This window comes from Mariniplasma anaerobium (genome assembly GCF_016865445.1).
GTDB classification, from domain to species: Bacteria; Bacillota_I; Bacilli_A; order Acholeplasmatales; family Acholeplasmataceae; genus Mariniplasma; species Mariniplasma anaerobium.
In genome coordinates this window covers 832,622-854,669 of the sequence record NZ_AP024412.1, presented here as the reverse complement: position 1 = coordinate 854,669, position 22,048 = coordinate 832,622, and the positions used below count along the sequence as shown (strand labels likewise).

21 protein-coding genes are annotated in these 22,048 nt (G+C 29.3%); 12 read left to right on the top strand and 9 right to left on the bottom strand.

What is annotated here, in order from left to right; all coding sequences use genetic code 11:
* The first annotated feature begins 35 nt into the window (after positions 1-35).
* Positions 36-737 carry a helix-turn-helix domain-containing protein gene (locus tag MPAN_RS04120; RefSeq protein ID WP_176239767.1) on the top strand — a complete coding sequence of 234 codons (702 nt, stop codon included), beginning with the start codon at positions 36-38 and terminating at the stop codon, positions 735-737.
* Positions 734-940 (top strand): hypothetical protein, encoded by a 207-nt coding sequence (locus MPAN_RS04115; protein ID WP_176239766.1) that lies wholly within the window; start codon positions 734-736, stop codon positions 938-940. Before MPAN_RS04120 ends, MPAN_RS04115 begins: the two co-directional genes overlap by 4 nt.
* Before the next feature lie 565 nt (positions 941-1,505).
* Here the strand turns inward: MPAN_RS04115 and MPAN_RS04110 are convergent.
* The 3 genes from MPAN_RS04110 to MPAN_RS04100 form a co-directional block, all read right to left on the bottom strand.
* Positions 1,506-1,988, bottom strand: a complete 483-nt coding sequence (locus MPAN_RS04110; RefSeq protein ID WP_231756815.1) for a hypothetical protein — start codon at positions 1,986-1,988, stop codon at positions 1,506-1,508.
* Between the two features lie 169 nt (positions 1,989-2,157).
* Positions 2,158-2,640 carry a hypothetical protein gene (locus MPAN_RS04105; protein ID WP_231756814.1) on the bottom strand — a complete coding sequence of 161 codons (483 nt, stop codon included), beginning with the start codon at positions 2,638-2,640 and terminating at the stop codon, positions 2,158-2,160.
* A 106-nt stretch (positions 2,641-2,746) separates the two neighbouring features.
* The gene (locus MPAN_RS04100; RefSeq protein WP_176238748.1) at positions 2,747-3,727 is read right to left on the bottom strand and encodes an FMN-binding protein; all 981 of its coding nucleotides are present in this window, start codon (positions 3,725-3,727) and stop codon (positions 2,747-2,749) included.
* 240 nt (positions 3,728-3,967) lie between these two features.
* Here MPAN_RS04100 and MPAN_RS04095 point away from each other — a divergent pair, with 240 nt between their 5' ends.
* On the top strand, positions 3,968-4,651 hold the full coding sequence (locus MPAN_RS04095) for a response regulator transcription factor (RefSeq protein ID WP_176238747.1): 684 nt from the start codon (positions 3,968-3,970) through the stop codon (positions 4,649-4,651).
* Positions 4,635-6,398, top strand: a complete 1,764-nt coding sequence (locus tag MPAN_RS04090) for a sensor histidine kinase (protein WP_176238746.1) — start codon at positions 4,635-4,637, stop codon at positions 6,396-6,398. The genes MPAN_RS04095 and MPAN_RS04090 overlap by 17 nt, the downstream gene beginning before the upstream one ends.
* 166 nt (positions 6,399-6,564) lie before the next feature.
* On the opposite strand, the gene MPAN_RS04085 is transcribed toward MPAN_RS04090, so the two are convergent.
* Complete coding sequence (locus MPAN_RS04085; protein WP_176238745.1) at positions 6,565-8,466, bottom strand: M13 family metallopeptidase; 1,902 nt, start codon at positions 8,464-8,466, stop codon at positions 6,565-6,567.
* 136 nt (positions 8,467-8,602) lie between these two features.
* Positions 8,603-9,172: a class I SAM-dependent methyltransferase gene (locus tag MPAN_RS04080; protein WP_176238744.1), complete on the bottom strand. Its 570-nt coding sequence runs from the start codon at positions 9,170-9,172 to the stop codon at positions 8,603-8,605.
* 775 nt (positions 9,173-9,947) lie between these two features.
* Between MPAN_RS04080 and MPAN_RS04075 the strand changes: the two genes are divergently transcribed.
* From MPAN_RS04075 to rsmH, 7 genes are all read left to right on the top strand, one after another.
* Complete coding sequence (locus tag MPAN_RS04075) at positions 9,948-10,403, top strand: NADH-quinone oxidoreductase subunit NuoE family protein (protein WP_176238743.1); 456 nt, start codon at positions 9,948-9,950, stop codon at positions 10,401-10,403.
* Positions 10,403-11,662 (top strand): complex I 51 kDa subunit family protein, encoded by a 1,260-nt coding sequence (locus MPAN_RS04070; RefSeq protein WP_176238742.1) that lies wholly within the window; start codon positions 10,403-10,405, stop codon positions 11,660-11,662. Before MPAN_RS04075 ends, MPAN_RS04070 begins: the two co-directional genes overlap by 1 nt.
* A 7-nt stretch (positions 11,663-11,669) precedes the next feature.
* On the top strand, positions 11,670-13,397 hold the full coding sequence (locus tag MPAN_RS04065) for an NADH-dependent [FeFe] hydrogenase, group A6 (protein WP_176238741.1): 1,728 nt from the start codon (positions 11,670-11,672) through the stop codon (positions 13,395-13,397).
* Between the two features lie 75 nt (positions 13,398-13,472).
* On the top strand, positions 13,473-14,150 hold the full coding sequence (locus MPAN_RS04055; RefSeq protein WP_176238740.1) for a hypothetical protein: 678 nt from the start codon (positions 13,473-13,475) through the stop codon (positions 14,148-14,150).
* A gap of 82 nt (positions 14,151-14,232) precedes the next feature.
* Complete coding sequence (locus MPAN_RS04050; protein ID WP_176238739.1) at positions 14,233-14,805, top strand: hypothetical protein; 573 nt, start codon at positions 14,233-14,235, stop codon at positions 14,803-14,805.
* Complete coding sequence (locus MPAN_RS04045) at positions 14,802-14,963, top strand: hypothetical protein (RefSeq protein ID WP_176238738.1); 162 nt, start codon at positions 14,802-14,804, stop codon at positions 14,961-14,963. Before MPAN_RS04050 ends, MPAN_RS04045 begins: the two co-directional genes overlap by 4 nt.
* Positions 14,964-15,139: 176 nt before the next feature.
* Entirely contained in the window at positions 15,140-16,189 is a 1,050-nt protein-coding gene (rsmH, locus tag MPAN_RS04040; RefSeq protein ID WP_176238737.1) for a 16S rRNA (cytosine(1402)-N(4))-methyltransferase RsmH, read from the top strand.
* A 48-nt stretch (positions 16,190-16,237) separates the two neighbouring features.
* Here the strand turns inward: rsmH and MPAN_RS04035 are convergent, their stop codons facing one another.
* Complete coding sequence (locus MPAN_RS04035) at positions 16,238-17,422, bottom strand: FprA family A-type flavoprotein (protein WP_176238736.1); 1,185 nt, start codon at positions 17,420-17,422, stop codon at positions 16,238-16,240.
* A gap of 296 nt (positions 17,423-17,718) precedes the next feature.
* Here MPAN_RS04035 and MPAN_RS04030 point away from each other — a divergent pair, with 296 nt between their 5' ends.
* A complete protein-coding gene (locus MPAN_RS04030; RefSeq protein WP_176238735.1) occupies positions 17,719-18,414 on the top strand; it encodes a pseudouridine synthase in 696 nt (231 codons plus the stop codon).
* Between the two features lie 49 nt (positions 18,415-18,463).
* Here MPAN_RS04030 and MPAN_RS04025 read toward each other — a convergent pair whose 3' ends face one another.
* The 3 genes from MPAN_RS04025 to MPAN_RS04020 all read right to left on the bottom strand — a co-directional run bounded on the left by MPAN_RS04025 (position 18,464) and on the right by MPAN_RS04020 (position 21,977).
* Entirely contained in the window at positions 18,464-18,955 is a 492-nt protein-coding gene (locus MPAN_RS04025; protein ID WP_176238734.1) for a hypothetical protein, read from the bottom strand.
* Between the two features lie 204 nt (positions 18,956-19,159).
* Positions 19,160-19,282 carry a hypothetical protein gene (locus MPAN_RS09030; protein WP_267910373.1) on the bottom strand — a complete coding sequence of 41 codons (123 nt, stop codon included), beginning with the start codon at positions 19,280-19,282 and terminating at the stop codon, positions 19,160-19,162.
* A gap of 490 nt (positions 19,283-19,772) precedes the next feature.
* Positions 19,773-21,977: an MASE3 domain-containing protein gene (locus MPAN_RS04020; RefSeq protein WP_176238733.1), complete on the bottom strand. Its 2,205-nt coding sequence runs from the start codon at positions 21,975-21,977 to the stop codon at positions 19,773-19,775.
* Positions 21,978-22,048 lie beyond the last annotated feature (71 nt).

Genomic DNA, 22,048 nt, shown 5'->3' with positions numbered 1-22,048 from the left:
TATAGTATAATGGACATTGTAAAGGAGGTGTCTCTATGACTTTTGGTGAAAGAATCAGATCGAATCGGATAAAGAATAATATGAGTCAACAGAATTTGGCCATTTTACTTCATGTTACACCACAAACAATATCTAAATGGGAAAATGATTTGTCTGAACCCGGATTTCAAATAATTACAGAAATGACAAAAATATTTCATATTTCACATGACGAATTGTTTGTTGGTGAAACAGATGTGTTATATAAAGGGTTGATTTACACAGCATCAAAAGATCTAAGAATGAGGAAATATTATGATTTCTTTATCGGTTTACTGATTTTCTTGTCACTAGCAATGATTATTACAACAGCTTACATATCAACGATTGAAATCTTAACATGGCATTTCGCATTTGGATTTGGATTGTTTACAGTCTTTTTGTTATTTATGCTGTATGTCATTTCCCGTTGGAGATACATTTATTTAAATTTACCAAACGATTTGTTTGACGTATATCATGATAAAATTATGTTTTCCAAAGGAAATCCTACGATTGACAAAAGTAGAATTCAGAAGTTTGAGATAAAAAAGTATCAGTTTTATACTGGCATACGTATTTATGAAAATGTTGGATACTTAAAAATATTTACAACTGATCAACAATCAATAGTGGTTAGAGATATCCTTGATATCATGGATTTAAAGCAAGTTTTATACAAAATAAAAATAGATAATAATAAGGAGGAAAAGAAATGAATTATTTATGGGGTAGTTTAATGGCGTTGATTGGTTTATTCTTACTAGTGAGCGCATTAAAGAAAAGTGAGTTTATTATCTATAAACTCTTTGTAGCAAGAGCAAAACTGCTATGGGGTGACAACGTTCATTCATTCTTTATAGTAGTAGGTGTCATTCTAATGGGGCTAAGTTCTTTATTCTTTTTTGGAATTTGGGGTTAGACATTCTATTCTAATATTTAAATACGGAAGTATGGGTTCAACACCCCATAGTAAGCACATAGTGGAATAACCTATTTTGACACAAAGAAAATACTACTTGAAAATCTCTTCAAAATAAAAAGGCTAAACAAAGCCGTATTTTAGGGGTGCATTTTTTTTAGGTGGGGGTGTAAAAATTCTCGCTAGGGGTGTAAAATTGTAGCAAAATAGGTCATACAACCCATCTCAATCATACCGAATTGCTTTTTATTACGTAAACGCTTAAAACGGCTTTATTTAGCGTTTAATCAAAAGCAACTCTTTAAGTTAAAAAAGACAAAATCGATCTAAATTAGGTCGATTTTTGTCTTTTATATACCTTTTATGTTTACATAAACACTAGAAGTAAAACTCAAGAACTGAGGGGATTTGAACTTGGGTGTTTTTTAGTAAAACCGTAGCAGTGCACTAAAACTAAATTATTACACTACTAAAAGTAAAAGAACCTATCCTATTCACAAGTATTTCGTTGTGTCTAGGAATAAGTTCTTTTGTAAGGGAATAAGTTTATAAATATTTTTCTAAATTATAATATGTCTGAATCATCGACGATATCGTCATATGGACATTCGCCATCATATGTTCCAGCATTTTCGCTTGCCATTTTACCTTTTGCTTTGCTATTTGCTCCACGGTATTGATTTTGAGTTTGTGGTGCTTCAACGCCAAGTTCAGTATAAAGGTCATCAAGCATTTGATGTACTTCTTGAAGTGCTACACTAATTTCTTCTTCTGTCATATTTGACCAATCATATGTTGCGTTGATGACATCAATTTCAGATGTGATGGCAAATACTTGATCTTCTGTTAATGTAGATAAGAAAGCTTCTTGAGGATATGGAAATCCAGTTTCTGATACTGTATCTGCTATACGACGACCTAAACGATTTTGTACATATTGTGAAACATGTTCAACTGTATCATTGACTACATCGCTAATTTCTTCGTTTTGCATTGCGATTACGCTTCCTCCTGAAAATAACATGACACCTGCTAATAATAAATTCATTTTGTTTTTCTCCTTTTCTTTTTTTAAGATACTTCTATTTTATATGCTTTGATGCATGAAGTTGTGATGAAGTTGTGCTTAGTTGTGATAGAATAGTGAATAATTTTTATCTTTTAAAAACTAAGTTATCTAACTTCATCAGACATAAGTTTATAAATATTTTTCTAAATTATAATATGTCTGAATCATCGACGATATCGTCATATGGACATTCGCCATCATATGTTCCAGCATTTTCGCTTGACGCTTTACCTTTTGCTTTGCTATTTGCTCCACGGTATTGATTTTGAGTTTGTGGTGCTTCAACGCCAAGTTCAGTATAAAGGTCATCAAGCATTTGATGTACTTCTTGAAGTGCTACACTAATTTCTTCTTCTGTCATATTTGACCAATCATATGTTGCGTTGATGACATCAATTTCAGATGTGATGGCAAATACTTGATCTTCTGTTAATGTAGATAAGAAAGCTTCTTGAGGATATGGAAATCCAGTTTCTGATACTGTATCTGCTATACGACGACCTAAACGATTTTGTACATATTGTGAAACATGTTCAACTGTATCATTGACTACATCGCTAATTTCTTCGTTTTGCATTGCGATTACGCTTCCTCCTGAAAATAACATGACACCTGCTAATAATAAATTCATTTTGTTTTTCTCCTTTTCTTTTTTTAAGATACTTCTATTTTATATGCTTTGATGCATGAAGTTGTGATGAAGTTGTGCTTAGTTGTGATAGAGTTATGAAATGCATTTAATGCTCTAGTAAAGCATCTAAGACAGCGTTGACGACTCCATCAACTGTATGGGTCGCCCCACTAACAACATCTATATCTGTGTGTTGTTTTTCAATGATTTCTTCAATGACATCTTTTGCGATTTCTGTATAGTCATATTCTTTTCTTGGCTCACTACTTCCATCATCAAGTAGAATAATAGACTTGATGACGCCTTGTTCAATGATGACTTCAACAACAACAGTGTAGTCTTCATAACCATCAGCTGATCCATAATACACTCCATCTTCAATTGATAAATCTGACATGTATAGTTTATTAACAGCATGAGATGCGATGATTTGACCATCTGTTCCTATATAAGCAATAGATAAAATAAGTACCACAGCGACACTAGAAATTATCAATTTTCTGATGACAGTTTTTGAAAAAGAAAAATGATTATAATTTTTGAGTGCTACATAAAAAACAAATAAAGCTGTATATAGATAAATATTGTTTCCTGTATAAAACAAAATTAAATGAATATACAGAAGTAAATATATAATATAGGATGCTTTTTGTAATATTTTCCAAGTTTTGTTAGACATCTTTTTCCTTATTATATAGAAAGACGTTATAAATAAGGGAACCATAATTAAGTAAGTCATAACACCAAACCACTCAAAATTCATTGTTTCGTTAAGCATATCAATGAAAAATAAAATAGCATGAGGTGTAATTGTAATGAATCCGTAAATAGAGTATTCTTTACGGACACTTTTAAATTTCTTTTCCAAAACTGAATGTTTAGGCATAGCACCTGCAAACATGACAATTATAAAAAATGCTAACCCCAAAAACCCAGTTTTAAATGGACTTAGTAAAGAAAAGTCAACAAAAAATGCAGTTGCGCTAATTAAAGTGAATAAAATTGTAGTAGGTACAAATGTTTTCGTGATTATTTTCGGATAAACATAAGCGATTAATGCCAAGATAATGATAAGAATTATAATCATTTTTTCCTCCATATTTTTTTTATTAAACATAGTATATTAAATCTTTTGAAAAAAGTTGTGATATTTTTGTGTTTTTTAATTGACTGTTATCCAAATATCATTATAGAAAAAACTATATCAATAAAGAAAAAAGATTAATCGTAATGTTTTGATTTGTCTAATGATAGTTTTTCATCTTCACAAAACTCTCACATAAAATGATAGATTACTGTTATAATGTTGTTATACGAGGTGTTTTTTATGAATAAAACTATTTTACTAATCGAAGATGAAACATCACTTCTTGAAATATTGGTATCCTATTTTAAAAAAGAAGGATTTACTGTATTGACTGCTTCAAATGGTTTAGACGGTATATTATCTTTTAAGAAACATAATGTTGATTTTGTATGTTCAGACATCATGATGCCTAAAGTAGATGGGTTTGAAGTCGCAGAAAAAATTCGCGAAGATAGCGATGTCCCCATCATATTATTAACTGCATTAGATACTGAAGAAGATCAGCTAAAAGGTTATGAATTACAAATTGATGAATACGTTACAAAGCCGTTTTCGCCACTAGTTTTAGTGATGAAAGTTAAAGCGATTTTACAGAGAATTGACTCTTCACATAAACAAAATGGACATATTTTAGAGTTTAACCAGGTATCTATCAATATTCCCGCGCATACGGTTACTCTTGATCATCAGCGATTGCAATTGTCAAAAACTGAATTTGATATGCTTGTATTTATGGGAAAAAATCCTAATGAAGTGCTTTCGCGTGCCGATTTTTTAGATGAAGTCTGGGGTATGGATGTATATGTTGAAGAACGTGTAGTCGATACAAATATTAAAATGCTCAGAAAAAAATTAAATCCTTACGGCGACATGATTGAAACTATATTTAAAGTGGGGTATAAATTGAATGTTCAAAAATATTAAAAAAAGTTTTATCAAAAAACTATTTTTATCGTTAACACTCTTATATATTTTAATTTTCTTAGTTATTTTTTTATTTCAAAGCACAGTATTTGAACAATTTTACACGAATCGTACAATTAATACGACTAAAAATGAAATTGAAAATATTTTACCTTTAGAATCCGTAGCTGATATAAATGAAATTATATTGGATTTCTCACAAGAAACACAAACAACTTCTCTACTCGTGCCTACTAACAGTCTTACAAATCAATTGGGCTTACTGCAACTACAAATCGTTGAAGTCATACAAGATAATATAACTTATGAAATATATATGCCAAATCACGATGATGTGTATTTAATTGGTTCTACAGTAGATGCAACAATTGTATATCATGCGCCAACAGAACGCTATATCCCTGTGTCACTGAGTGTGAATGGTGAACGTATTATTCATTCTGGTAGCGGGAGAATCAATCCTATGTTTAGCGATTATTCACCAGATTTAGATCTTAGCTCTACATTTACAATCACAGGAGAGATCTTAAGTTCTGAGGTAATTAAAAATACTACTCAAAGTCCAATAAATCCAATCATCTCAAATGAAATATTAAATATCTTATCAGAAAACTATGAAGATTTGACAGTTTTTAGTGAATCATCTTATTATTATGTAAGCACCAATGAAACAAATAATGAACAAAGTCTTGTTTATTTTGTAAACACATCAATTGAGGATACTCCATATACATTGATTGCAGTATATCCAATGTCACAAATAACACGCATCGTTTCTGCAGTAAGAACTTTAAACATTTATACTTTCATCATAGTTGTTGGCGTGTTAATGATTGCTGCCTTTTTCTATTCAAAACAATTTTCTAAACCACTGGTTACCCTAAATAACGCTGCAAAAAAATTAAGCAATCTTGATTTCTCTCATAACCCAATAACAATTGAAACAAAAGATGAATTTCAAGAATTAGCTTTCAACATCAATACTTTAAGTGCCAATTTAGAAATGACTTTATCACAATTATCAAAACAAAATAAACAATTGTCACAATCCTTAGAAATTGAAAATAAAAATGATGAGAGAAGAAAAGAATTTATTCGCGGAATGTCTCATGAGTTAAAAACACCTTTAAGTGTGATACAAGCTTCTTCTGAAGCGTTGGAACATAATCTATTTGAAACTAAAGCGGAACAAACTAAACAACTTAAATTGATTCAACAAGAAATAAAAAATACGAATAAAATGATTAAAAATATGATGCTTGTTTATCAATCAGATACTCCACAGTATAAACAATATTATCAAAAGTTTTATATCGATAATTTAATTGAACAAGTTGTCTCACGTTTACAATTATTGGCTTTTCAAAAAGAACTTGAGATAAAAATGGATTTGCTTCATGTTGAATTACTCTCGGATCCACAAAAATTAGAATTAGTTTTGTCAAATCTATTGACCAATGCAATAAAATATACACCTACAAATGAAACTATTGAAATCAAAGTTATCCAAGACAAAAATGATTTAACTATCAGTGTTACAAATTATGGAATTACTATTCCTGATGAAGAAATTGAACGTCTATTTGAACCGTTTTATCGTGTAAGTAAAGAACGCAGTCGTCATGAAGGTTCCACAGGTCTTGGACTTTATATCGTAAATCAAACACTTAATCAATTTCGATCTGAATGCCATGTGAAAAATGTTGAAAAAGGTGTACATTTTTGGTTTACTATTCAAATTTTATAAAAATGTTTTCTAAATAAATACTTGCAGTTAAAATACGAGCACTTGAAGTTAACATTTCAAGTGCATTTTTTCAACCTGATGACAAAAAAATTAAAACAAAAAGCGATAAAAAAAACACCTCATAAAAATAAATTTTTGAGATGTTCTTTAAACTATATTAAATTAATTACCAAATACTAACCATCTTATCTTTAGCTAAATACATTTTGTCTTCTTCTGTAATTTGATAAAAGTCTTGGAATTCTGGTAAATTACTTAATTGCATATTTGCTCTTAAGATAGTTGGACCATGAACATCAACTCTTAATAATAATTGGCTATATTCAGGAGATGCTTTTTGTCTCCATACACTTGCCCAATTTTTAAAGAAACCTTCTAAATCATGATCTTTTCTCTTTTTACTTGCTTCTAGAGCGCATCTTAATCCGCCACTATCTGCGATGTTTTCTGAAACTGTTAATTCGCCATTACAAACGCCATTACCTGTTTCAACACCATCAAATAAATCTATCATATCTTTAGATTTTTTCTTAAATGCTTCTAGATCTTCATCTGTCCACCAATTGCTTAGTGATCCAAATTCATCAAATTTAGCACCATTATTATCAAATGCATGTGAAATCTCATGAGCCATAACTGCACCAATACCACCATAGTTTTCAGATGGGCTTTGTTCTAGAGAGTAATATGGTTTTTGTAATATTGCTGCTGGAAATACGATTTGATTATTTGTAGGACTATAATAAGCATTAACCATACTAGCTGGCATGTGCCAAATATTTTTATTTGGTGCTTTATTATATTTTTCAAAGTTTAATTCAGACATAATTCTAGTCATCTTTAATTTTTCATTTAATATGTTAGATCCTTCTTCATATCCTTTAACTTCGAACATATCATAATATGGAGGTAGTTCATCAGGATAACCAACATGAACTGATAGGGTAGTCAATTTTTTGATTGCTTTTGCTTTAGTTTTTTCATTTAACCAATCATTATTTGTAATACGTTCATTATATATACCTATGATTTCATGAACCATCTTTTTAACATCTTCTTTAGCCACTGGTCCAAAGAAGTTTTCTCCATAATAAAGACCTACGACTTGGCTAAATCTGTTATAAGCTTGATAAAAAGCAAATTTTTCTTTGCTTTGAGCTTCTTTAGTACCTGATAAAGCTCTGCCAAATGCTCCAGCAGCAACTCTTAATTCATCTGTTAAATCAGATGCAAAACTTCTAGCATTATTAACAACCATCCATGATTTAATGATTTCAAAGTTTTCATCACTAATAATTGAATCAAAAGCATTGATGAAATCTAGATTTAAAACGATTAATTGATCAACATCTTGTTTAACAAGTGCTTCTGCATTACCCATGATATCAAAGTTTTTAGTTAATTTTTTAGCATCAGATTTACTTAAAGGATTATACATCTTTACATAATCCGCAGCTTCTACACTTGATTTTGTTACTGGAACTAGTAATTCATCAAAAGCTAGAGCATCAGATATTAGTTTTTCTTTTTCTTCTTTAGAAAAACCATATAGATTTAATAGTTGTGTTGTTGTTTGAGTGAAAAGTCCAATTAATTGTGCTTTTGATTTCTCATCCTTGTAATAAGTAGTATCTGGTAAAAATAATCTTGAAGCACCAAAATATAGTACTTGATTATTACTATTCATGAAATCTTGCATCACAGAAAAACCAAACGGTGTTTCTATAGATGCTAATGTCAGGTCTTTAAATGCTTTATCTAAATCTTTTAAGTTTTTTAATTGATTTATTTGATTTAAAACCACTTCAAATGGTTTTGTTCCTAGTTCACTTCTCTTATCAAAATCTTTTGTCATTTGATAAAGTTTAATGAATTTCTTAGTGTTCTCATTTAGACCTGTTTGATCTTTTTCCCATTTTGCAGTTAGGTCTAGTAGTATATCTTCAATACCTAGATGCAATTCTAAAAATGCAGACATAGATGGTTTATCACCTGGAATTACAGCGTTTTTTAACCATTCTTCGTTGACTGCTTCATAGTAATTTGTTTTTATTAATTCTTTTTTCATGTGTTCACCTCTTTATAATATTGTAACATTTATAGAGATATTATGAATATTATATTGATTTAATCTCAAAATTTCACATTTTTCGACCCATAAAAAAAGCATATTAAATGCTTTTCTATATTATAAATACATATATTTATTTTTTTATTGCTATGCCACTAACAAATACTGTTTTCATAAACTTGCTTGATTCAACGATTTCAAATCCTTCTTGTTCCAAAGAATCTACATAAGATCTAGTTAAATTACATCCAGAAGAAACTCTTTTCCATAATGGATTTATAAACTTAAAAGTTCTTTTCAGAAAACCATGCTCTGGTAGGATATGTTCTATAAATATGATTTTCCCATTTGGTTTTAAAACTCTTTCTAGTTCAAGTAAACCTTTTGATACATCTTTAACACTACAAAAAACTAATGTATGAATGATTGTGTCAAATGAATCATCAGAAAAAGGAAGAGCAGACACATCGGCTTCTATAAATTTAGCAGGTATTTGATCTAATTTCTTAATTCGTTTTGATAATTTCTTATCTGTAATCGTTAAGTCAGTAATTAAATCAAAATTATAAAATTTTATGTTAGCCCCTGTTCCAGAACCAATTTCTAGTACCGAACCACTAGCTTGAGCCATTAATCTCTTTCTGGCTTGTTTGATTCCTCTTTTTTCTAAAGGTCTCATAAATAAGTCGTAAAGTGAAAACATAGTATCACATCCATCTTTTTCAAATATAGAAAAATCTTTATATTTCCAGCCACACTTAAATCATCCTAGTTTTTTTAAGTATATGCAATAATGAATTTCATATAAGATGTTCATTCACCTCTAAAAACCCTCTATCAATTCTAGATGTTCTTAAAAATCACGAATCTATCTGGATTTTTCTTAGACATTTCTTATAGTGCTTGATCACTACATATTAACTTAGTTCTATCTTCTTCATTTAAACTTTTTCTCAATGTGTCCAATTGATCTAAAAGTTTAGTTTTTTTCATGGCTATAATTCCATATTCTAGCACTTACTTTAATTATATTTATAGTATACCTTTTTAATTCAATCTAATAAAGTATTAAGTCAAAAAGAAAAGTAAAGTAATATATTATTAATCTTTATTGAATAGTTAGATATTTTAACAAAAAACCTTTGATTTATTCTTTTATATTAAATTAACCAGAAAAGTGAAGTATTATTATTTTTTTTCATTATAATACCTATAAATTGCATTGACATTCAAACTAAATCATTATATAGTAAAGGCAAATAAACCGTTTAACTGAAGAAATGGAGGAACTAACTTTTTTTTGATTGACATGAAGCTTTTTAACTTTGAGTTTTTACTTTTTTAAAAACTTATTAGACTACTTTACACAAATAGTCTTTTAAAAGCATCTTACGTTTAAACACAACTGGCATAGGAAACCGACACACAAACAATTTTTTTGAATTGTTATTTTTTACTTATAAATAGGAGGATAAACAATGTTAAAAGAATTATTAGAAAAATACGAAAAGAAAGAAGATCTTCTACTTGAAATTCTATTAGAATGTCAAGTCGTAAAAAGTGATCATTTCATATCAAAAGATGATATTAAAGAGATTGCTGATTATCTAAGCATACCTGAAAGTAAGGTATGTAGTGTTTTGTCATTTTATACATTCTTTTCAGACAAACCACGAGGAAAATACATCATTCAAGTATGCAAGGATATCCCTTGCTATATAAGTTCAGATGTAAATGTTTTAAATATTATAGAAAAGGAACTTGGAATTCGTGTTAATGAGACAACTTCAAATAAACAGTTTACTTTAGAGTATACAAGCTGTTTGGGATGTTGTGAAGCTGGACCTGTGATGAGAATTAACGATAAGATTTATACGCATCTAACAGCTGATAAAATTAAAGCGATTTTATCTGAGTATCGGGTGTACATGTAATGAAAGAGATGAAATTGGTATCTAAAAGATTTGGAAAGATTAATCCTTTATCCATTGATGAATATATTAATTTTGATGGGTATAAAAACTTAAAGAAAGCTTTAAAAATGGAAAAAACTTCAATTATAGAGGAAGTTGAAAAAGCTTACTTACGTGGTCGAGGTGGAGCAGGGTTCCCTACAGCAATTAAAATGATGGGTCTAGCTAAAGAAACAAATAAAGAAAAATTCATCATTTGTAATGCTGATGAAGGTGAACCTGGTAATTTTAAAGACCGTTACTTAATGGAAAACGATCCACATCAAGTTTTAGAAGGTATGCTTATTGTTGCTTATGCAACTGGAGCTACTAAAGGTTATATTTATGTTCGTGGCGAATATCAAAAATCGATTAGCCTTTTAAAATGGTCTATTGATGAAGCTAAAAAAAATGGTTATTTAGGTAAAAACATACTAGGATCTAAATTTAATTTTGATATAGAAGTTAGATCTGGTGCAGGTTCATATGTTTGTGGTGAAGAATTTGCTTTAATCGAATCTCTTGAAGGTAAACCAGGTAGAACTAGAGTTAAACCTCCATTTCCTACTTCTGTTGGATTGCATAATAAGCCAACTTTAATTAATAATGTTGAAACATTTTCAACAATACCTTCACTTATTGAAATGGGTGGATTAGAATTTGCTAAAATTGGTACACCTTCTTCAACTGGAACAAAATTAATCTCTTTATCTGGTAATGTTAAACATAAAGGCGTTTTTGAAATACCTTATGGTGTCCCTATTCGTGATGTCATCTATAAACTAGGTGGCGGCATTGAAAAAGATCGTAAAATTAAAATGGTTCAATTGGGTGGAGCTTGTGGTCCAATTATTCCTGATTATATGCTTGATATGATTATTGATTATGAACGCTTTGAAGAGTTTGAATCAAAAACTGGTGCAGGAGCAATCATTGTCATGGATGAAAGATTTGATTTGTTTGATATTCTGCTCAAAGTAGTTCGCTTCTTCCAACATGAATCATGTGGTAAATGTACACCATGTCGAGAAGGTCACATTCAATTAGCAAATTTGATTATTAAATTTATTGAAAGAAAAGCAACTGTCAAAGATATTATTTCTTTAGAATCTCTAGCTCGTGTGATTCACCAAGCTTCCCTTTGTGGTCTTGGTCAAACATCACCTACAGCTATTATTTCATCACTTAGATATTTTAGAGACGATTATATCGATCGTATTGAACATCCACAGAAAGGATAAGGAGGATATGAACATGGTAAATTTAACAATAAACAATGTAAAAGTTTCAGTTAAGGAAGATACTTCTATTTTACAAGCAGCAAAACAATATAGTATGAACATTCCTACTTTATGTTACTATGAAGATTTAAATATTAAATCTGATTGTCGTGTTTGTGTTGTTGAAATTGATGGCAAAAAAGGGTTAACTTCAGCTTGTTCTACTCCTGTTCGTGAAGGTATGGTTGTAAATACCAATTCACCTAGAGTATTAAATGCACGTAAAACAATAGTTGAACTCATCTTATCAAATCATGATACAAACTGTACAACATGCGTTAAAAATATGAAGTGTGAACTTCAAAGTTTAGCTAGAAATTTAGGAATTGATGAAAATAGATTTCCTAGTGTTTTTGAAAAATGCGACATTGATGATAACAATCCAGCTATTGTTAGAAATCCTAATTTATGTATTAAATGCGGACGATGTGTTGATGTCTGTAATAATGTCCAAGGCACTAGTGTTCTAGCCATATTAGGTAGGGGACATGAAACTAGAGTCTCTGCTGTGTTTGATGAAGATTTAAACGATGATTTTTGTACGTTTTGTGGGCAATGCGCAAGCGTATGTCCTGTTGGAGCAATCACAGAAAAAGATGATACAGATTTAGTCTGGCATGCATTAACAGATCCTAAGAAACATGTTATCGTACAAGTTGCACCTGCTGTTCGTGTTTCATTAGGTGAAGAAGTTAATCAAGCAATAGGTACAATCGTTACCGGTAAGATGGTAACCGCTATGAAAATATTAGGTTTTGATCAAGTATTTGATACAGATTTTACTGCTGATTTAACCATTATTGAAGAAGGCAATGAATTAATTCAACGTGTAACTAATGGTGGCATACTTCCAATGATGACATCATGCTGTCCTGGTTGGATTAGTTATGCTGAGCAAAGATATCCAGATATTCTAGATCATATCTCATCATGTAAGTCACCTCAACAAATGTTTGGTGCACTTGCTAAATCTTATTATCCTCAAAAAGCAGGATTAGACCCTAAAGATGTGTTTGTCGTTTCTGTTATGCCTTGTACTGCTAAAAAATATGAAGCAAAACGTGAAGAAATGAGTGTTGATGAAAATAGTCCTGATATCGATGTTGTTTTAACAACACGTGAGTTAGGTAAAATGATTAAGCAAATGGGTATTAATTTTGAAAACTTAAAAGAAACTCCATTTGATTCACCATTTGGTATCACAACTGGAGCTGCAGCTATCTTTGGAGCAACCGGTGGCGTTATGGAAGCTGCTATTAGAACAGTTTATGAAGTCGTTAATAAGAAACCTTTAGAAAGCCTTGATTTCAAAGAATTAAGGGGTTTAGAAGGCATTAAAGAAGCTGAAGTTAATTTAGGTGGTTCAATGGTTAAAGTAGCTGTTGCACACACGCTATCTATGGCTAAAGTCTTATGTGATCAAGTCAGAGAAGGAACATCTCCTTATGCGTTCATCGAAATCATGACTTGTCCAGGTGGATGTATTGGTGGTGGCGGACAACCTTATGGAACAACTAATAAAGTTCGTCAAGAAAGAATTGATTCAACATATCGTCTTGATGCCAGTATGACTCTACGTAAATCACATGAAAATCCAGAGGTTATTGCACTTTATAAAGATTTTTTGAAAGAGCCTCTTGGAGAATTATCACATCATTTACTTCATACGCATTATAGTGATCGTAAAAATAAATAAAAAAATAAGAATTTAATGATATGATAAGGGTATGCAAGTTGTGCCCTTTTTCATATTTTATATTGGGAGGAAATCATGAAAAAAAGTGATATTTTATGGGTATTGATTCTTATCAGTCTTTCTTTGATTGTAATCATTCCACAATCTAGATTAGTTTTTGAAAAATCTACTGCTTCTTATCCATATTTAATGGGATTTTTAAAGACTGCTATATTAGCAAGTCTTGGGGAAAGATTAGTACATAGAATTAAAACAGGTTCATATTTTGGAGATCACGGAATTTTGCTTAAATTTGTAGTTTGGGGATTTTTAGGTATGGTTTTTGTGATAATCTTTAAATTGTTTTCAAGCGGTGTCGCTAGTGCACAAGCTGCAAATTTATTACCTAGTATTCAAAATGCTTCATTTATAGCTTCATTGCTTACAGCATTTATGATTAGCTTTTTAATGAATATATTTTTTGCACCTACTTTTATGTTATTCCACCGAATAACTGATACATATATAGAATTAGGTGATGGAAACTTAAAAAAGGTTATTCATGTACCTTTTGAACAAGTAACACATCATATTGATTTTCCGCATTTTTTAAATTTTGTTGTTCTTAAAACTATTCCTTTGTTTTGGATACCAGCTCATACGATAACATTTTTGTTACCTGAAAATTATAGAGTCTTAATGGCTGCATATCTTTCTGTGGTTTTAGGTTTCTTATTATCCATGACTAAAAAAAGAGTTAAAAACAATGATTAATAGATGATTTATATTAAGAATTCCTTACTTTTTATTCGCATAGTAAACTAAGTGATATAATTTGGTTGAAAGGAGACTTACTATGAAAAAAATTCTATTATTGTTTATGTTAGTCATCAGTATTTTTACTATATTCAAAATGGATTCAAATGCAGAAGAAATTTTGACTTATCCTTTCGATTCCATTAGAATTGTTTCCGCATTCAAATTTGATATTTTAATTGATGAAGAACCACTTGAAACCTCATTTTTATATGGGCAAGTAGAACTTAATGAAATTATCACGGTTTATGTGGGAAATTTGGAGTTTATATTTGAGGATCAACCCGTACAAGGTTCTGGGTCGATTATGATTGTAACAAATGCTCTAGGAGAGGATATTGCGACTTGGCTTAATAACAGTGGTTCTTCTGACTTAGAGACCTATAGAAGTGAATTTTATGGATCTTGGATTACTATTGATCCCAACGTAGGTGTCATCAAAGACTTTAGTGGTGATCAATTTTCAATTGGTTATATTGAAGATTTAGTAATTCATAATTATAAATTTGTAGATAATTTAAATAATGAGTTTCTAATGATTGATGGTTCCCTAATTATTGAAGAAGATTTGGATATCCTTATATCTGCTTATATAGAGGTGATTGAAGAATGAGAAAACTACTTTTGGTTTTAGTTTTATTTACTTTAGTTTTAACTTTAATCTCATGTGATGATAATGATTCAACTTTAAGTGATGAAAAAGTTTTTGTTCCCAATAGTTCATTAGTTGATGATCTAGCTGGCCAAGTTAAAGAGGTATTTGAAGATTAGTAAACGATATATTTAAATAAATGCTACGTACATATGTGTATGTGGCATTTTTTGTTTTTAATTATATCTTCATATTTCTTATATTCAATTAAGTTTGCTTTTCATAGGTGTATTTGGTATGATATATTTTGTATTTAAAGTATATATATATATCTTTAGAAAGGCGAAAACTATTTATGGATAATTCAGATAAAAAACATCAAAGAAGACCACGTTATAAAGGGACTCATCCTAAAACATTTGATGCTAAATATAAAGAACTTCAACCAGACAAATATGCTGAAACTATAGAAAAAGTGATGCAAAAAGGAAACACTCCTGCTGGTATGCATCGTCCGATATGTGTCGATGAAATTCTAGATTTTTTAAATCCTAAACCTGGACAAACTGGACTAGATGCAACACTTGGCTATGGAGGACACACTTTAGAGATACTCAAGAAAATCGCTCCAAGTGGCCATCTCTATGCTATAGATCAAGATCCTATTGAATTAGAACGTACAAAAGAACGACTCTTCAATCTTGGTTACAATGAAGATATATTATCTATAAGAAATATCAATTTCTCTGATATTGATTATCTCATTTTGGATTCAGGACCATTTGATTTTGTATTAGCAGATTTAGGTGTTTCATCCATGCAAATTGATAATCCCGAAAGAGGATTTTCATTTAAAACTGAAGGTCCACTTGATTTAAGAATGAATCCAAACAAAGGTGTGTCTGCAGCCCTACGTTTAAGAGAACTTTCAAAAGATGAAATTGTAGGTATGCTTATAGAAAATTCTGATGAACCTCACGCAGAAAAAATTGCTGAAGCGATCATTTCTGAATATCGAAAAGGCAATATGATAGAAACAACAACTCAACTATATAACACTATACAAAAAGCCTTATCATTTTTACACAAAGATCGTAAAGATGATGAGATAAAGAAATCTTCTCAAAGAACGTTTCAAGCCCTTAGAATAGATGTAAATCATGAGTTTGAATCTTTATATGACTTTTTAGAAAAATTGCCAGAATCACTTAAATCTGGAGGGCGTATTGCTATTTTATCATTTCATTCTGGAGAAGATAGATTAGTTAAAAAATCTTTCCAACTCAATTATAGACAAGGTGTCTATAAAGAAATATCAGAAGGTCCAATAAGACCATCTATGGAAGAACAAAGTTCTAATAGTCGATCAAGATCAGCAAAACTTAGATGGGCCATAAAAGCATAATAAAAAAACGATATATCAATTGGTATATCGTTTTTATTTATTATTGAATTATTCTTTATCTTGAAATTCTTTAATTGCCTTCTTTATTTCTTCTTTTAATTCTGCTCTTCGTTCATCTGAAGGACTATATTGGATACGAATAGGTTTGCATAATCTATGATGCCCCATCTCTTCAAGATCTCTATCAGCGTGTGTTACTCCTTGGCCACCCCATCCATAACTACCAAAAACAACAAAATTTAAATCTCTTGGATTAAGTCCTCTTAAATAACAAAAGAAACTTGCAATTGATGACATCATATTATTATTTAGAGTTGGTGAACCAACTGCGATATATTTAGCATCCATTAAATCGTAAATTAAATCTGATTGAGGATTCTTTCTTACATTACGAACTAATGTTTCAATGCCAGATTGTTCAAAAGCTTCAGCAACCTCTAAAGCCATTTTTTCAGTTGATCCCCACATTGTGTCATATACAACAACAGCTTTATTTTCTTTTTGATATGTGCTCATCTTTTGATAAGCATCAATTGCTTCTTTAATATATTTTTTCAATATTGCACCATGACTTGTACAAATAAGTTCAATATCAAGATCTTTAACTGCATTTAATGCTCTTTGTGTTTGTGCACCATATGGCAATACTATATTGACATAATATTTCTTTAATTCTTCGATTAAAATACATAATTCATATTGATCATCATATCTGTTAAATGATGCAATGTGTTGTCCAAACATATCATTTGAGAATAATATCTTATCATATTCACTATATGTAACCATATTATCTGGCCAATGAACTAAAGGTGTTTGAATAAATTGCAAAGTTCTTTTCCCTATATTTAGAGTTTCATTAGTTTTGACTGGTAAAACTTCAATATCATGATATGTTCCCATCATTGAACGAACACCTGCAGGACCCGATGCATAAATTTTAGCATGTGTTGCGTATTTAAGAATTTCTTGAATACTTCCACTGTGATCAGGTTCACTATGATTTGAAATGATAATATCAATTTTAGATGGATCAATGACTGACTTGATTTTAGAGATCATTTCATTTGCAAAAGGCGCATATACGTTATCTATTAATGTGATTTTTTCATCAATAATAAGATATGCATTATAAGTGCCCCCTCTACTTGTTGAATATCCATGAAAATCTCTTAAATTCCAATCGATTACTCCTACCCAATAAACATTTTCTTTAATTAAAACTGCATCCATATTTCTTACTCCTTGTCTATGTTGATATTTTTATTGCATAAATAAATATACTATATTTATTATACCGCTGATAGGCTAAAATATAAAGTAAATTTTCTACTTGATTTAAAAAAATTTTTAAAATTTTAAAAAACACAAAATATATAATATTTTATGCACTCGTATTCTTTATATTAATTTTTATGTGTTTTAAGGTATAATAATACATATAATTTCATAAAGAAAGGATAAGATGATGAACTTACAAATTCATAACAATATAAAAAATATGTTAGTTCTCATCACTTACATATAAAATGGGAACTCGAATTAATAAATATTTAAGCGAAGTAGGCTATTGTTCAAGAAGAGGAGCTGATCGCTTAATAGAACAATCTAAAGTGAAAATAAATGGCAAAATAGCTTCACTTGGAGATCAAGTTGAAAATAATGATCAAGTCAGTGTTAATGGCGTAGATATAAAACCTCATAATGATTTTGTATATATTGCTTTAAATAAACCTTTAGGTATCACATCAACAACAGATAGAAATATAAAAGGCAATATTGTGGATTTCATGAAATATCCTAGACGAATATTTCATATTGGAAGATTAGATAAAGACTCTGAAGGTCTTATATTAATGACTAATGATGGAGATATTGTTAATGAAATACTAAGATCAGAAAATGCGCATGAAAAGGAATATATTGTTGTTGTTGATCATGTACTAACAAGCGATTTTGCAAATAAAATGGCTTCTGGTGTACCAATTTTAAATACAATAACAAAGCCTTGTCTTGTTGAAAAATTAGGTTCAAAAGAATTTAAAATTATCTTAACAGAAGGTATGAATAGACAAATTAGAAGAATGTGTGAATATTTTGGATATAATGTAGTGTCTTTAAAAAGAGTCCGTATAATGAATATTAAGTTAGATGTTCCTGTTGGAAAATATAGAGAACTTACGCAAAACGAAATGAAAACCCTAATGCAATTATTAAAAAAATAAAACTCAGAATATTCTGAGTTTTTTCTTTATAATGCATTAAATTTATTATCTAATCTAAATTAACACTACTTAAAATTATTTCTGTCAAATCAAAAGTAGGTACTTCTAGTCCAGAAGGAACTCTATGGTCGTTAAATATAGATATAGAATTTTCAGTTAATATTTCTTCATTTGCTGTAGTTGACTGATTTTCTTCACAATAAATAATAATATATTTTGAAGAATCAACAGATAAGCTAGCGCCATTTTTTAATGCATACTTATCTTCAACCATTACGTATGCATAAGCATATTCTGAATTTGAATCCATAGAAATATATTCATATAGATAAATTGATATGATATTAACTTCTAATGATGTATCAATGTCTCCAAAGGATGCATTGACTGTTTTAGAAAATGTATACATACTAGAATCTAAATTAATAGATGAGCCACTTTCTAAATGGGCAGTCATAATTTCATCTTTAGTTAAGGATCCACACCCTACTAATAAAAACATAAATACTATAAAAACTATTAAACTTGTAACTTTTTTCATTTTATTATTCTCCTTATTAAATAATAGATAAATAACTATTATTTCGTATTAGGTTTCTAGCTATTAATACTCCCAAAAATATAATCTTTTATTAACAAAAAGATGATTTCCCATTTCTGAGACAATCATCTGTTATTCATTATTGATTAAAAATAGTTTTGATATAATACCTTATATCATATACATATGTAAATATACATATATCTATTTTTTAACTGTTTTTGAACTTATGTTTTTCCCAGCAGGTACTTGTTTATTATTTTGTTTGAATGGAGCTTTTGCATCTTTTTTACCAAAATCTTTTTTTTGTTCAGGTTTAAATCCCATTGTATCTCTCCTTTCTACTTTTAATTAAATGTGAAACCTATATGATCAATAAAGATTAATCTGCATTTTAATGTCAGTATATCCTTATTCTATTTACTTTAAAACTCTATGATTTCATAGTGTAAATTATTGATGTTCAACATCATTATATACTTTTTTTTACAGTTTGCAATACGTAATTTCACTTATGTAATTTTATTTTTAAAAAAGTGATTTTTTAACCTGATTTCTCATGATTTGGATACTGTATTTCATTATACATTTATATTAAAAAAGAAAATTTTATTCTGAGAATCCCCCATAACTAAAGCATTAATCCATTTTTTTTGAATTATCATTAAAATTTATCTCTATAAATGATATATACATTTTCTGTATTATTTAAATGCTAACTATATGATTACTTTTATAGCTTTATATTAAAAAATAACCAGAGCATTTAAAGATGCTCTGGTATGAACTTAATTTCTATTAATTTACAAAACAATTATTAAGAATCTAATTTACATGTTTTAATAAATGCATCTGCAATTTTCGGATCAAACTGTGTACCAGAACATCTAATAATTTCATCAATTGCATCTTCAACAGACATTTTATCTTTATAAGGTCTTAAGGCAGTCATTGCTTCAAATGAATCTGCAACACAAATAATTCTAGAAAACAATGGAATATTTTCTCCTTTTAATCCACTAGGATAACCATTGCCATCCCATCTCTCATGATGGTGTAGTGCATGAATAGCGAGATCAGAATATTCATCAGCAGCTCTAAGTATTTGATAAGATATTTCTGGGTGTGTTTTTATAACATCAAATTCTTCTTTTGTTAATCTTCCAGGCTTATTTAAAATAGCATCGGGTATTGAGATTTTGCCAATATCATGATATAAACCTGCAAGTTCTAATTCTTTTAAATCTTCGTTTTTAATGCCTAATCCTTCACCAATACATTTGCATAAATTACTTACTCTTTGTGAATGAATTCTTTCATTATCATATTTATCTGTTAAAGTTTTTAAAATAGCATTAATTGCATGATTTCTAACACTCTTGCCTTCAGTAACTTTATGTCGATACATATGATTTTCAGCAAATTTTAAGATTTCATCTGCATCCATTATAACTCCAGAATTTTTAATTTCATATCCAGTTGCAACTGATAAAACGATGTTTTCTATTTTTTCATTAGATAATTTATTCTTAAGACTATCTTTTAGCAATTCAAGCTCAGGAGCTGTTATATTTGGTAAAATAACTGCAAATTCATCTCCACCTAATCTTGCAATAATATCTGATTTTCTAAATGAGCTCTTCAAGATATTCGCAACTTTTTTTAGAGCACTATCTCCACTTTTGTGACCAAAAGCATCATTAATAATCTTTAATCCATTAATATCAAGCATCATCACACCAAGAGGATAAAAGTCTATATGATCCATTTTTTTATATTGCTCACTAAAAAATCTACGATTATAAAGATCAGTTAAATAATCATGAGTACTCATATATATAATCTTATTCTCTTCAGCAATTCTATCAGTTATATCTATAGCAACACTCATAGCAACAGCTTTACCATCAGATAACTTGCCAATAACTCCAGAATTAAATTTCCAGATAAGTTTTCTTCCATCCTTTGTAGTTACTTCAAATTCACCTTCATGTCTAGCTTCTGGATATTTATATAGCATAGTAATAAAATCGATTACTTCATCTTTATTTTTACCATAGGCTTTTTCAGTCCATTCAGAAGCGGTTTTTATATTTTCTTTTGTATAGTTCGTTAATCTTGTAAAGGTATCACTTATGTTTAATACGGTTCCATCTTCAACATGTATCATTATTGGAACAGGTGCGTTCATAATGCTATTTTTGAATATTTCTGAAACTCTTTTGGTATCTTTTTGCGCATTTAATATTTCTGTTTCATCTTCTTCCAATTCTAGTAATAGACTATCAATTGGTTTTTTAACACTCCATTTATAGATGAAATTAAATAATATGAGAAATGCAATCAATCTAAAAATATGGCCACTGAAATTTAATATCCCATAAACATCTACATAAAAGATAAAAACAAATTCCCCTAATATAAGAAAGCAAAAAACTAATATTAGATTGATAAACACTTCAGTTTCAAATAATTTTTTTCTAAGATATATCAAAAACACTATAAATGCATATATAAAAATAATGATAACTTCTGAAACCTTTTTAAACTGTGTTAACCCTGATCCTTCAATATAGCAATTCGGAAATAATCCAACAAAAGCAAGTATAACAAAAAAAGCACTTAATCCAATAAATATAAATATCAAGAGATTAGTTTTTACCTCTTTATTAATATTTATAACGATAAATAAGAGCCCAAGTGATAATATATAATTTGCAATAATCCACAATTGCGTTGGTAAATTAGAATCGATACCATCAATCAAATTCATACCTTTATATGTCAGTGCATGTAAAAATATAACTGAAGATGATAGTATAATTATATAACTAGCCATTTTCATACGAGAACTTTTGTTTAGTTCTTGTGATAAACTACCAATTATAAAAATTGAAATAGCAATTATTAACATAATTGTTTCATTTATTAAATGAAATAAATCATAGTTTATTAAACTAAGAATGTAAAAAATGAGTATAAAAAAAATAGATAGAATTAATAGTCCATAAGATTTTTTCATAGTTCCTCCAAATACTCTTAGAAAAGATTTTTAGTTTATAAAATAAAAATTGTGGACGTGTTAAATACTTC